This window comes from Paenibacillus chibensis (genome assembly GCF_004001045.1).
GTDB lineage: Bacteria > Bacillota > Bacilli > Paenibacillales > Paenibacillaceae > Paenibacillus_AQ > Paenibacillus_AQ chibensis.
Genome location: NZ_BIMK01000005.1, coordinates 79,859 through 93,618, shown reverse-complemented (window position 1 = coordinate 93,618; position 13,760 = coordinate 79,859). Strand labels below are relative to the sequence as shown.

The 13,760-nt window shown below is 53.6% G+C and carries 11 protein-coding genes; 4 read left to right on the top strand and 7 right to left on the bottom strand.

What is annotated here, in order from left to right; genetic code table 11:
* Positions 1-178: 178 nt before the first annotated feature.
* Positions 179-1,078, bottom strand: a complete 900-nt coding sequence (cidR, locus tag PCH05_RS05450; RefSeq protein ID WP_127601349.1) for a cidABC operon transcriptional activator CidR — start codon at positions 1,076-1,078, stop codon at positions 179-181.
* A 123-nt stretch (positions 1,079-1,201) separates the two neighbouring features.
* On the opposite strand from cidR, the gene PCH05_RS05445 reads away from it, so the two are divergent.
* Both PCH05_RS05445 and PCH05_RS05440 read left to right on the top strand, forming a co-directional pair.
* Positions 1,202-1,576, top strand: coding sequence for a CidA/LrgA family holin-like protein (locus PCH05_RS05445; protein WP_127601348.1), 375 nt, complete (start codon positions 1,202-1,204; stop codon positions 1,574-1,576).
* On the top strand, positions 1,573-2,253 hold the full coding sequence (locus PCH05_RS05440) for a CidB/LrgB family autolysis modulator (RefSeq protein WP_127601347.1): 681 nt from the start codon (positions 1,573-1,575) through the stop codon (positions 2,251-2,253). Before PCH05_RS05445 ends, PCH05_RS05440 begins: the two co-directional genes overlap by 4 nt.
* Before the next feature lie 11 nt (positions 2,254-2,264).
* Here PCH05_RS05440 and PCH05_RS27985 read toward each other — a convergent pair whose 3' ends face one another.
* The 3 genes from PCH05_RS27985 to PCH05_RS05430 all read right to left on the bottom strand — a co-directional run bounded on the left by PCH05_RS27985 (position 2,265) and on the right by PCH05_RS05430 (position 5,599).
* Entirely contained in the window at positions 2,265-2,795 is a 531-nt protein-coding gene (locus PCH05_RS27985; protein ID WP_307719509.1) for a Gfo/Idh/MocA family protein, read from the bottom strand.
* Positions 2,695-3,204, bottom strand: a complete 510-nt coding sequence (locus PCH05_RS27980) for a Gfo/Idh/MocA family protein (RefSeq protein ID WP_307719508.1) — start codon at positions 3,202-3,204, stop codon at positions 2,695-2,697. Before PCH05_RS27980 ends, PCH05_RS27985 begins: the two co-directional genes overlap by 101 nt.
* An 88-nt stretch (positions 3,205-3,292) precedes the next feature.
* Positions 3,293-5,599 (bottom strand): ATP-dependent DNA helicase, encoded by a 2,307-nt coding sequence (locus PCH05_RS05430; RefSeq protein ID WP_246049373.1) that lies wholly within the window; start codon positions 5,597-5,599, stop codon positions 3,293-3,295.
* 289 nt (positions 5,600-5,888) lie between these two features.
* Here PCH05_RS05430 and gdhA point away from each other — a divergent pair, with 289 nt between their 5' ends.
* Entirely contained in the window at positions 5,889-7,268 is a 1,380-nt protein-coding gene (gene gdhA / locus PCH05_RS05425; RefSeq protein WP_127601346.1) for an NADP-specific glutamate dehydrogenase, read from the top strand.
* A gap of 208 nt (positions 7,269-7,476) precedes the next feature.
* Here the strand turns inward: gdhA and PCH05_RS05420 are convergent, their stop codons facing one another.
* Positions 7,477-9,687 carry a methyl-accepting chemotaxis protein gene (locus tag PCH05_RS05420; protein ID WP_127601345.1) on the bottom strand — a complete coding sequence of 737 codons (2,211 nt, stop codon included), beginning with the start codon at positions 9,685-9,687 and terminating at the stop codon, positions 7,477-7,479.
* A 402-nt stretch (positions 9,688-10,089) separates the two neighbouring features.
* On the opposite strand from PCH05_RS05420, the gene PCH05_RS05415 reads away from it, so the two are divergent.
* Positions 10,090-11,940, top strand: coding sequence for an LTA synthase family protein (locus PCH05_RS05415; RefSeq protein WP_246049372.1), 1,851 nt, complete (start codon positions 10,090-10,092; stop codon positions 11,938-11,940).
* 96 nt (positions 11,941-12,036) lie between these two features.
* Here the strand turns inward: PCH05_RS05415 and PCH05_RS05410 are convergent, their stop codons facing one another.
* Positions 12,037-12,816 (bottom strand): response regulator transcription factor, encoded by a 780-nt coding sequence (locus tag PCH05_RS05410; protein WP_127601344.1) that lies wholly within the window; start codon positions 12,814-12,816, stop codon positions 12,037-12,039.
* Between the two features lie 100 nt (positions 12,817-12,916).
* A complete protein-coding gene (locus PCH05_RS05405) occupies positions 12,917-13,759 on the bottom strand; it encodes a carbohydrate ABC transporter permease (RefSeq protein ID WP_127601343.1) in 843 nt (280 codons plus the stop codon).
* Position 13,760: the final 1 nt, after the last annotated feature.

Here is a 13,760-nt window from a genome sequence, read left to right as displayed (position 1 = left end):
AGGTAGCATCTCCTTTCATTGAATTGATTCGAGGTCCTTTGGTTATCGACTTCAAAATAATAGTTAAGTAACTAAATTGGTTAAGCAATTTATTAGGATACCTAATTATATCGCTCCGCAAAAATGAATGTCAATGTATACATATGGTGCCGGTTCCAGGTCTGCAAACAAGGTAACATCAGCTGACCGGCTTGTCCACCATCAGGATGCTTTTCGCGAAGGATATCCACTCCCGCGCGGCAAAAGACAAATAACGGTCCTTGCGCCAGATCATGCCGAGCTGCCAGGGAATCGACGGATTAATCAGCGGAATGATGCGGATCCGCTCCTGATCCACCTCGCGGCAAATCGTTTCCGGCAGCAGCGCGATTCCCAGATTGGCCGCCACCATGCCGCTGATCAAATCCCACTGCGAGCTTTCGTACACGATGCGCGGCTGATAGCCGACGCGGACGCATTCGGTGATGATCCGGTCATGGAGCGCAAAATCCTCCCGGAACAGCACGAAGCTCTCTCCTGCCAGCTCCGCCAGCGGAACAGCGCCTCGCCCGGATAAATGATGGGAGGGATGCACCAGCAGCATCAGCTTTTCCCGGACGAAGGAGAACGAGTGGAACTGCTCCTCATCAATCGGCAGCACCGCTACGCCAACGTCTAGCAGCCCGCTTTCCACGTCCTTCTCCACCTTTTTTGCTCCGTCCTCGAATACCTGCATGGTCACCTGCGGATATTTTTTATGAAACTGTCCAATGACTTCCGGAAAAAAGCTGGAACCGACCATCGGCGGCAGCCCGAGCCGGATATGCCCTTTTTGCAGATTCTTCAAATCACCCAGCTCGGCCGACAGGCTTTGAAAGGATTTGACGATCGGCTGCGCCTGCTCATAAATAATTCTCCCCGCATCGGTAAGCTCGATTCTTTTGTTAGAGCGGTCAAACAACGTCACTCCGAGCTCGTCCTCAATGTTGCGGATTGTTTTACTGATTGTCGGCTGCGTGATATAGAGCGATTCGGCCGCCTTCGTGAAGCTCTGCAGCCGGGCCACCTCCATAAAATACTGCAGATGCCGGATATCCATCTCCACCTTCTCCTTTCCAACTGCCCCTATAGAAAAATGGAATGATCATTATTCGATTTATTCATTTTACCCATGAAAATAACTGATGTAAAATTTTCATATAAATGAAAGGAGAGAATCCCTGTGAACAATATTGTAAAAGGTACGGTGCAGGTAGCGGTGCTGATGGTGTTTTCGCTGCTGATGAACAAGCTCGCCGAACTTTTGCACCTGCCGTTACCCGGCAGCATTCTGGGGATCATCGTGGTATTTATCCTGCTTGAGACCGGCGTTATCCGCTTGGAATGGATTGAGATCGGAGCTAACTGGCTGCTCGCTGAGCTGCTGTTATTCTTCATTCCCGCGGCCGTCGGTGTCATGAAATATATTCCGATGCTTGAAAGCGACGGGGTCCGCATCCTGATCGTTGTTCTTTTCAGCACGTTTACCGTCATGGCCAGCTCCGGACTGCTCGCATCCCGGATTGCCAAACAGAAAGAACGGAGGGCTTCCCGATGATCGGCCTCATCTGCCTTATATTCACCCTCGGCATTTATGCCGTGTCCAAACGCATATACGCAAAGCGGCCCAAGGTTTATCTGTCGCCGCTTCTCATCACGCCCGCGATCGTCATCCTTATTCTGATCTGGACGCAGGTTCCTTATGAATCCTACAACTCCGGCGGCAAATGGCTCAGCAGCCTGCTGCAGCCGGCTACGGTCGCGTTTGCGGTACCGCTGTACAAGAACTTCAAAATACTCAAAAAGCACGCCGTCGAAATTATCGTCAGCGTGCTCACCGGCTCCTGCGTCGCCATGATCTCATCGGCGTTTCTCGCCAAATGGCTGCACCTGAGCTCCTCGCTCGTGACCAGCCTGATCCCGCGTTCCATTACGACCCCGATTGCCATGAACGTGTCGCAGGTCATCGGGGGCGTGCCGAACATTACGGCCGTTTTCGTCATTATTACGGGGCTTCTCGGCTCGATGATTGGCCCGATGGTGCTTCGCATGTTCAAGATCGACAATGATATCGCTCGCGGCATCCTGTTCGGCACCAGCTCTCACGGAACGGGAACCTCCAAGGCCTTTGAGATGAGCTCGCTGTCCGGGACCATATCCAGCATTTCCATGATCCTGGCCGCCTTGTTCACGCTCGGGGTCGCGCCGCTCATGATGTCGGTTCTGATGCATTAAAGGTTTGGCGTTTATTCATACCGGATGCGGACCGGCATGCCGGTCGCAGCCGATTCCAGGGCGGCGCAGGTAACCGCCTGCGTCCTGAACGCATCCGCATAATTCGATTTAATCCGGGAGCCGTCCCCTGTGCGCAGCGCATGGAGGAAGGCTTCCGTTTCTTGTACATAGGGGTTCGCCCGCTCCAGATACTCCGTCTGTTCACCGGGCCGCGATGCCCGCAGCCGCTGCGGATTCCAGTCCAGGACGCCCTGATCGGTATAGAAAGTCAGCCCGGTCTGGCTGAGTCCCGCTCCCTCCGGCAGTACACAGGTATTGGAGATGTTCGCAACCAAGCCGCTTGCCATTCGGAGCGTGACCGTGCCTACATCGGCAACCTCCACGCCTTCGACCTGCTCATGCTTGATGCGGCTGCCGTAAAGCGCATACACTTCCTCCACCTCACCGGCCGTATAGCGCAGCAGGTCCACCACATGCGTCGTCTGCTCGATGAACTGGCCGCCCGATCCGTCCTGCCGTCTCCACCAGGATACGCCCGGCATGCTGTCCATCCAGCGGCCGAGCGCCATGCCGGCCTTCTGCCCTTGCAGCAGCTCCTTCAGCTTGTCCATGCTCGATTGATAGCGGAAATGATACCCGACCGAGGTGATCAGCCCGGCTTCTTGAATAGCGGATGAAATGCGGCGCGGAAGTTCCTGGTCGACGCCAAGCGGCTTTTCCACCAAAAAAGGAATGCGGGACGCAAACATAAACCGCATCAAGTTGCTCCGCGTCCAGCATGTCCCGTAAATCGCCATATCCGGCGGATCCATAGGCCGCAGCCATTCGCTCTCCCTTTTCCTTGCTCGTTCCAAGAAAAGCCCGTACCTTTACGTCCTCGGCCGCAGCAAGTATGTCGGCGTGTACCCGGCTGAACCAGCCCGTCCCGATGATTCCGATCTGAAGCGTCATGACAACCCCACCTTTGCGCATATTTACCGTCCATTATACCGAACGCCAAGATGTGCGGCTATCTCTCATTTCGGTACGCCGCAGGCTGCTACTCGGACGCGTCGTCTTTCCATTCCTCGGGCAGCAGCCGCATGTAATGCGGCTGCAGGAAACGGTCATCGATCAGCAACAGCACCCCCTCATCCTGCTCGGAGCGGATCAGACGGCCTCCGGCCTGCAGCACCTTGTTCATGCCCGGCAGCACGTAAGCATAGTCGTAACCGTTTTTGCCTTCGCCGTTAAAATGGTCGCGGATCAAGTTGCGCTCCAGCCCAAGCTGCGGCAGACCGACGCCGACCACCGCTACGCCGATCAGTCGGTCGCCCTGAAGGTCGATGCCCTCCGAGAAAATGCCGCCAAGCACCGCAAACCCGGCCAGCGTCTTGCGATTATCGGCTTGAAAGGCGTCCAAAAACCGCTCCCGCTCCTCCTCTCCCATGCCTGAACCCTGCACAATCGTTTGAATCTCCGGGTACTTGCCTGTGAAAACTTCATACACGCTCTGCAAATACTGATAAGAAGGAAAAAAGATCATATAATTGCCGCTTCGCTCCGAAACCAGGCCATGCAGCAAATCGGCAAGCTGCTCGCGCGTCTGCTCCCTGTCGCGGTATCGCGTAGATACCGGCACGATCCGCACATCAAGCTGCTCCCGGCGGAACGGCGAAGCGACCGAGACGCTGTAATCCTCCGGATCAGCCCCGAGCATGTCCCTGTAGTACGACAAGGGGGAAAGCGTCGCAGAGAAAAACACGGCCGATCGAAAGCCTTTCGCCGCCTGGGTCAGCAGGTACGACGGATCCAGACAGAGTAATTTGATCGTGACGTCGCTGTGCTGGACCTCGGCATAGGTGATATAGCGGCTGTCATAGAGCTTGGCCATGCGAATGAAGTTTTGGGCGGCAAAATACGCGTCCAGCAGCAGCGGCTCGTTATCGCCTCCCGCGGCCAGTGCGCGCTCCGCTTCGCCTGCAAAGGCTTCAAGCAGGTCTGCCAGCTCCTGCGGGGCTTCCTTCGAAAGCTGCATCCGCGCCTCGCCGCACGCCTTTCTGAGTCCGATAAAATATTTATTCACGGCATCCGCCGCATCCGCGATCCCCCGGTTCACTGCCTTATACTCCCTTTTCAGCTGTAAGAAGCCCGCTTTAGAGATGGCTGCGGAGAACATGTCCCGGCCCCGGTCCACCAAATTATGCGCCTCGTCGACCAGCAGCACCGTCCGCTTCTTCTGTTCCTCGATCAGCCGCTTCAAGGAGACCCTGGGATCAAAAATATAGTTATAATCGCATATCACCGCATCGACCGCGTAAGCCGTATCCAGCGAAAATTCAAAAGGACAGACCTTGTGCTTGCGGGCGTACTGTTCAATAACCTGCCGGGTCATGAGGGTTTCATGGGACAAGATATCCAGAACAGCTCCATTGATGCGATCATAATAACCGTCTGCAAACGGACATGCCTCCTTGGCGCATAGCGTCTCCTCCTGAAAACACACCTTGTCCTTGGCGGTGATGGTGAGCGCTTGCAGAAACAGCCCCTTCTCCTTCATCAACCCGAGTGCCTGCTCCGCGGCGGTGCGCGTAATCGTTTTGGCCGTCAGATAAAACATCTGCTGCAGCAGCCCCTCCCCGATGGCCTTCACCGCAGGGAACAAGGTCGACATCGTTTTGCCGATCCCGGTCGGCGCCTTGGCGAACAGCTTTTTCTTCTCCCGGATCGCGCCGTAAACCGCTCCTGCCAGCTTGCGCTGTCCTTCGCGGTACGCATCGAACGGAAAGGGCAGGGACCTGATGCTCTCGTCTCTTTTAGCGGCATTCGCGAGACGCAGGGAGGCATAAGGCGCATACCGCTCCACGACGCTTTGCACGAATTGCGTCAGCTCGGCCAACGTGCATGCGCGCTTGAAGCGCCGCTCTTCCCCGGTCCCCGTGTCCACGTAAGTCAGCTGTACACCGATTTGCTCAAGCTGACGCTCCTGCGCTACCATATAGGCATAGACCTGCGCTTGAGCCCAGTGCACGGGGCGCCCGCCTTCCAGCGTGTCCAGGCCCGCCGCCGTCGATTTGATTTCGTCGACCATCCAGCCTTCTGCGGTTTGGATCAGCCCGTCGCACCGCCCTTCGATCCGGTACCGGATGCCGTTATGCGGCATTTCGGTGTGGAGATACAGCTCCTTCTCGTCCCCTTCCCGGTAGTTCCGCTGCACCTGCTGATGAATTCTCGTTCCTTCCTGCATCGTGCTTGCGGTACGGAACCCGGAATCGATGCTCCCGCTGCTGAATACATATTCCACAAGCGGCCTCACGGATATACGGACGAAATTCGTTTCCAGATCATCGCCAGACAATAAGATCACCCGTTCCCCTTTTATTTTTACCCATCATACCATAACCTAAAAATAGAGCCTAACCCCCCTGCCAATTTCAGGTTAAATATTCCAAAAAAATGTCTGAAATGTTTCAGAAAATAAAAAAAGTTAAAATTCAATGCCTATTTAAAGTATTAAAGGGTTGAAGATTTCCAAACTTCTCGTGTATAATTCTTGTTTAAATACAGATTCATGCTTACAGAATGCGTAAGCCTTTAGTACCCTAAATGCTTCAGCATTCTGTAATCTTGAATCTAGGGAATAAGGAGAGAAGCCAATGACATTTTTGCATGTAGAATTGCCCGCTGAAAAGAAAGCAAAAGCTTACGTCAATGAAGTCTTCGAAACGGTATGTAAACGGAACCCGAATGAAAGTGAATTTCATCAGGCCGTGAAGGAAATTCTCGACTCGCTTGTCCCCGTGCTTGCCAAGGAACCGAAGTACATGGAGAACGGTATCCTGGAAAGACTGGTTGAGCCTGAACGTCTAATTACCTTCCGGGTACCTTGGGTCGACGATCAAGGAACCGTGCGCGTCAACCGCGGCTTCCGCGTTCAATTCAACAGTGCCATTGGCCCGTACAAGGGCGGTCTTCGTTTTCACCCCTCTGTAAACTCCAGTATTATCAAATTCTTAGGCTTTGAGCAAATTTTGAAAAACTCCCTGACTGGCCAGCCCATCGGCGGCGGCAAAGGCGGTTCCGACTTCGATCCGAAGGGCAAATCGGACGCTGAAGTGATGCGCTTCACGCAAAGCTTTATGACCGAGCTCTACAGATACATCGGTCCGGACACCGACGTTCCAGCCGGCGATATCGGCGTAGGCGCACGCGAAATCGGCTTCATGTTCGGACAATACAAACGCATCCGCAGCGGCAATGAAGCCGGCGTTCTGACCGGCAAAGGCATCGGATACGGCGGAAGCCTCGCGCGTCCGGAAGCTACCGGATACGGCACAGTTTATTTCGTGAACGAAATGCTGAAAGCGAAAGGCGACAGCCTCTCCGGCAAAACGGTCGTGGTATCGGGCTCCGGCAACGTAGCCATCTACGCGATCCAAAAAGCGACCCAGTTCGGCGCCAAAGTCGTGGCATGCAGCGATTCCGCAGGCTATGTGTACGATCCGGAAGGCATCGACTTCGAAACGGTGAAGCAGCTGAAGGAAGTTGAAAGAAAACGGATCAGCGAATACGTAAACGAGCATCCGAGCGCGCAGTACTTCGAGGGCTGCTCGGATATCTGGACGATCCCTTGCGATATCGCGCTGCCCTGCGCAACGCAAAACGAAATCGACGCCGAAGCCGCGAAGCTGCTTGTATCCAACGGCCTGAAAGCCGTTGCCGAAGGTGCAAACATGCCTTCAACGCTCGCAGCGATCGACGTATTCCTCGAAAACGGCGTGCTCTTCGGACCGGCCAAAGCAGCCAACGCAGGCGGCGTAGCCGTATCCGCGCTGGAAATGTCCCAAAACAGCATCCGCACCTCCTGGTCCTTCGAAGAGGTTGACGAGAAGCTGCATCAGATCATGATCAATATTTACAACAACAGTGCCCAAGCGGCGGAACAATACGGCTACCCAGGCAACCTGGTGGTTGGTGCCAACATCGCAGGCTTCGTCAAAGTGGCTGACGCGATGATCGCTCAAGGCGTGATCTAATATCGGTTATTAATCTATATAAACGAGAAAAGCATCCGGGTAACCGGATGCTTTTTCTTTTGCCCGTATCGTAAGCGCGGCTGCAGGAGACCCTCATTTCGATATTCCAAGCGGCCTTCCGCGTCTTTCTTCTATTTTATCTTCTATATTATATAGAAAGCTTCTCCAATTCATGCTCCCTTGTGAGTTAACCCCCGTTCCGAATTCTCTATCGCTTCTGCGACTCCGTCAGCCGGAACTGGTTCACCCACTTCAGCAGCGCGCCGGTGATGGATTCGGCATGGATCGATGCGCTCCTGACCCTGCCGATATCCTCCTGCAGCTCTCGCAGCATGCCCTCCACATCGAGGGAGATCTGCCGATTCTCGACGCTGACGGCGGCCACGCGCTCCATCAGGGCGGCGACCTCGACAGCCATTTGCTGCTTCAAGTTCTCGTTCGCCCCTGCTTCTCCCAGCATCGCTGCTGCCGTGGCCACCCTCTCTGTCCCTTCCGCGATGACCTGGGAGCCTTCGTTCATCGACTGGAACGAGACTTCGACCTGTCCGTATATCAGCTGCAGGGCGCTCTGGATTTGCAGCGCAGACTGGCGGGTCAGCTCCGCAAGCTTGCGGATCTCCCCGGCGACGACGGCGAAGCCAAGCCCATGCTCCCCGGCACGCGCGGCCTCGATCGAGGCATTGAGCGACAGCAGATTGGTCTGGTTGGATATGTTCTCGATGGATTGCAGCAGACTGCCGACGCTGCGGGTGGTTTCCATAAAGCCGCGGATGGTTTCGTGGCTTTCGCCGATCTTCGCCTCAATTTCTTTCATTTTGCCGCCGATCTGCATGACCTCGCCCTGGGCAACGGCAATCTGCCGGGAAGCGGCCTCTTCCAGCTCCCGCAGCGTATGGCTCATCTTCGCAGAAACGTCTTTGGCGACGTCTATATCTTTCAGCTGCGCACGCAGTCCCTTCACCATGCTGTGGATGCTGCCGCTGACCCGTTCGGCGGAGCTTCCCGTCGAACGGGCCCCCTCATGCTGGACCAGCTGGCTGATCTGCACATCCTCCGCCGCGTGCTTCACTTGCAGCATGATCGCCTCCAACGAGTCGATCATATTGTTCACCCATCTTCCGATCGCTTTCACTTCATCGTCCGCGAAACGCCCGAGATCCAGCCTCTGGGTCAAATCCCCCTTCCCCTCGGCATTGATCCGGATAAAGCGGTTGAGAACCCTCAAATGCGCGGCAGTCGGCCTCGAGCCTTTTCTTTCAAGGATCCCGACGACTACCGCGCCCAGCAGCAGATTTCCGATCAGCACGATAAGGATGCCCAATGCGAGCGGAAGCCCCTTTGCCAGCAAGCCGAACATCACCGCATTCAGTATCGTCCCCGCTGCAGCAGCGCCCAAATGCATCCGTTTCAGCTTCCAGCGGATACTGCGTATGCGGTATACCTCTTCGAGGTCACCCTCGCACATCATTCCCCATATATCCGGGCAATGCGGCATCCGGAACGTAACCCCTTTTCCAATCACCGGAACATGACGGTAATCGGGATAGCCGGGAAACTCCACAAACAGGTTCTCTCCGCTCGCAATGGTGTTCCTGACGCCCGGATGCAGTTCACCGGTGGCCGGATCCTTGAAGACCAGCTCCAGCTCGGTGTGACGCTCGACGCGCACGATGCCGTATTCCGTCCGGACGCCATCCTTCAAATTGTCGCCATGGGTAAACGTAATATCCTCGAAGCGGCTGCGCGATAGTGCCGTCCCCGGCTCAACCTGCCGGTTCAGTCCAGGCTTTGCCATAAAGATGTAGTTATCGCCGGAGTCCGGATATATATGCCCCGATTCCCGCTGAATCAAGTCTCCAAGCACATCATTTGGAACGCGTCCGCACAGGGCTCCGGCCCATACTCCCTTTTCAGCGACCGGCAGCAAGAACATCATCGTCATGGCGTCATGAAATTCGGATGTGCTCGGCCCGATTGCTTCTGTTAGCGGATCGGCATAGGGCCCAAAAAGGCAGGGTGCCCCTTCCCGGGTCGCCTCGAGGCCGGAATAAAGGGCATCGCCGGCCGTGATGAAGCTGCCTACATGCTCCGGATAAGTCGAACAGACGACGCGCATCTGCCCGTCCACCAAGCAGAGCTCGGAGAAATCCTTTCCCCGCTTCCGCACCGCTGCGCATGCTTCGTCCCACTCCCCCGGGCTCAAGGCTGCGAGCGCAGCAGGGTCCTCCCTGTCCTCCAGCAGCTGGCTCCGCAACCGCTGCATATGCTCCCAATAATCCTCCGCCCAGCCCTGCAGGATGTGCATTCGATGTTGAGCGATTCCTTCAAATACATGCCCGGTGTCTTCCTTCCAATCCCGGTTCAATCGAAACGACCACCACAGCGGCAACCCTTTTCTGAACCCCAGCCAGTCAAACATTCCGCTCCATCCCCTTCATGTACCTCACATGTGTTGTTATTTATTTTACCATTTAATGTATTTTTGCTATTTTACACAAATTATCCGACCACCACAATGCAAATAAAGTAAATAAAACAAAAATAATGTTAAATATTCTCACATTATTATTTTGCATACCCATATAGGTATTTATCGAACTTTGACTTCTCTACCTCCCAAGGTCATAATATTTTTATTGCTATAAACGGAACTGCCGCTGCTGCGATCTCTGTATTTATTTTCCGGTAAACCAACTGATTTTTTCCTTTTCTTTAGTTCGTTCCATGGACTATAATAGCTTATCAGCTAAGTTGTTTAACCGATTGCTGCAAATCTGCCGGTTTTTCAGCTGTTTTTTTGACAACGGAGGGAAGTTGTATCGTGTCACGTGAATCTATTGCCCATTTTTTAAAAAAGCCGTTCGTTCTGTTTACGATCATTTTGCTTTTAAAAGGATACTTAGCCTGGGCCGTTACGTTCGGCGACTGGCTGCCTTGGAAGGTGCTCATTACAGAGCTGCCGTTTATTTGGCTGCTGTTTTGCTTGATTGAATGGTTTTCTTCCAAACGGAAATTAATGAATTACACCATCGTGAACCTGATACTTACCGGGGTCTTTTTTGCGGTCATTATGTATTTCAAATATTACGGCGTGATCGTGACCTACCACGCTTTAGCCCAGGTCGGCCAGGTAACCGAGGTGAAGAGCAGCGTATTTTCCTTGATGGACCCCTACTACCTGCTTGTATTCGCGGATATCATCCTGCTGTTCGTCCTGCTGTTCAAAAGCCGCAGGGTCAAAAGCTGGCGCATCAGCATCAAGCAAAAAACCCGCAAAAGCATCGTGTCGGTCGTATTTATGCTTTGTTTGGTGATCTGCCTGTTTAATATCCTGCCGAACCGGGCCAGCATGAACGAGATCAAGAAAGCTCAGCAAATGGGGATTTTGAATTATGAAGCCTATACGATCTTATCGCTTAAAAAGGAACCGCTTGTGCCTCTGAAGGATATCACCCAAGCTTCCATCGATAAGCTGAAGGGAATCACCGTGCCTGAAACCCCGAAATATTTCGGAAACGCCAAAGGCAAAAACCTGATTATCGTACAGCTCGAATCATTCCAAAATTTCCTCATCAACCTGAAAATCGACGGCAAGGAAATTACGCCGAACATCAACAAGCTTGCCAACGAGAACCTGTACTTCTCGAATTTCAACCAGCAGGTCGGACAGGGAAACACCTCGGATGCGGAGTTCGTTGTGAATACGTCCTTTTACATTCCGCCAGACGGCGCGGCAACCCAGAAGTATGTCGACAAAAAGCTTCCGAGCCTGCCGCGTCTGATGGAAGCGAACGGGTACAATACGCTCACGCTCCATACGAACAACGTGCACTTCTGGAACCGCGGTGAGCTCTATTCATCCCTCGGCTTTCAGCATTACTACGATCAGACCTTCTTCGGCACGGACGACATGGTGTTCTTTGGTGCCTCCGACGAAGTGCTGTACGAGAAATCTACCGACAAGCTGCAGGAGCTGGACCAGGAAGGCAAGCCATTTTACGCCCAGATCATCTCGATGTCGGCGCATCACCCGTTCACCATTCCGGCGAACAAATATAAAATGGATCTGCCTGAACGTTATCAAGGCACCTTCGTCGGGGACTATATCCGGGCCCAAAACTACGCCGACTACGCCTTCGGCCAACTGATGGATGAGCTGAAGCAGAAGGGGCTCTGGGATGACAGCCTGATCGTCGTCTACGGCGACCACATGGGATTGCCGATCTATTCACTTGACCATGATGACAAGAAGCTGATGGAAGAAATCTACGGTCATGAATATTCCTATACGGATATGCTGAATATCCCGCTTATCATTACCGGCAGCGGAATCTCGCATGAGCAAATCCGGGAAGAGGTCGGCGCCCAGTCGGACATTATGCCGACCGTGGCCAACCTGCTGGGGATTTCCATGAAGGACCATATTCATTTCGGCCAGGATCTGCTCAATCAGACGTACAATCTGCTGCCGGAACGCTATTATCTGCCGACAGGCTCCTTCCTGAACGACAATGCCATGTTCATGTCGGGCAGCGGTTATGAGGACGGAACCCAGTATCCGCTCAGCGGCAAAAGCTCGATCGGCCAAGGCACGACCAAAGAGGAATATGACCGCGCACTGAAGCTGCTCCAGCTGTCCGACAGCTACGTTAACCAGCAGCCGAAGAAATAGCAGCGGCCTGCCTCATGCATAAGCGGTAATTTACCCGCCCTTTCCATAAAACAAGAAAAGTCTCGCCATCCGGGCGGGACTTTTCTTTGTTCATATTTATTTGGCATTCCGCTTCTTGTAATCCTTCGGCGTCATCCCGGCCATCCGTTTGAACAGCTTATTAAAATACACCGGATCACTATAACCGACCAGCTGCGATATCTGGTAATTTTTCAGATCCGGGTGATCGACCAGGAACTGCTTCGCTTTTTCGATCCGCACTTCGATCAGATAATCGGTAATCGTCTGGCCGGTTTGGGCACTGAACAGGCGGCTGATATAGCTCGGACTCATACCGGTCGTATCGGCGAGACGCTCCAGCTCAAAGTTCCGGTCATACTCCTTATCCAGAAAAGCCTTGATCTGATCGACGACGTAATGCTCCCCAGCCTGCGGATCCGAGCAACCGCTCCCGCCCTCTGCAGATTCAACCGGCGACTCTTCCTCCCCGCTCTCATCCACGCCTTTATGCTTCAGGCTTCGCAGCAGCTCGTAAAGCTGCTTTTTGTCGATCGGTTTCAGCAAATAATCCATCACGCCGAAGCGGAGTGCCTGACGGGCATATTCAAACTCGCTGAAGCCGCTCAGCACGACGACCGGCGTCCGGTCCATCTTTTCCCTGGCATGCTCAATGAAGCGCAGCCCATCCATCATCGGCATTTTAATATCCGTAATGATACAATCCAGTTCGTCTGGACTCAATTTCATAATCTGATTGAGTGCATCCATCCCGTTTCCATAAGACCCGATGACGTTTACGTCCAAATCCATTCGAGATATGATTCTTTCAAGGCCTAGCCGGATGATTTCTTCATCGTCCACAATGATGATATTCAAGGCTTATCACAACCTTTCGCTGCTGCCACAACGCTGCCCGCCAAGCTGCCTGGCACGTCCCCGGTCGCATCGGTCCAGCACTTAAGGGAACGAAGCCCGACTACTTCACGGCACCGCTGGTGACTCCCTCAAAAATATACCGCTGCAAGAACAGGTACAGGACGGTTGTCGGGATCATGATAATCATAATCGCTGAGGATACCATTTGCCAATCGCCGCTGTTGACGCCGAAAAAGCGCATCAGCGACGTGGATACCACCACATGCTCCTGTCTCGGAAGGTACAAATACGGCGTGAACATGTCGTTATAAATGCCGATGGTCTTCAGAATCACAATCGTCGCGGTCGCCGGAGCGAGCAGCGGAAAGATGATGGAGCGGTAAATCCGGAACAGCGAAGCCCCCTCCAGCATTGCACTTTCGTCCAGTTCGCCGGGAATATTCCGGATGAACTGAAGATAAATGTAGATCTGCATAATGTCCGCTCCGATATACAGCAGCACGGGACCCAGCAGGTTGTTGGTCAGGCCGATCCCTTGAATAGTTTTGAAATTCACGACCTGGGTCGTAATTTGCGGAATAATGGTCGCAAACAGAAACAATCCCACGATAAGTCCCTTGCCCCGGAAATCGAACCGCCCTACCGCGTAGCAGAACGCGGAGCCGAGAAAAATGTTCAATACAAGCGTCAGCACGATAATGAGGATCGTATTGCCGAAGGCCAGCCCCATATCCGCCTGCTTAAACGCATGAATGAAATTGCTGAAATTGAGGAAGTTGTCCGGCAGGGACAACGTCGGCTTGCCCAGGAACTCCTCCTTGGTTTTAAAGGCGTTGACCACAATAATGTACGGCGGAAAAAGAATGACAAACACCGCAATCAGCAAAGAGATGTATTTGAGCGTTTGAAGCGCGTAATTGGCGCCACTTTTTTGCGTAACCATG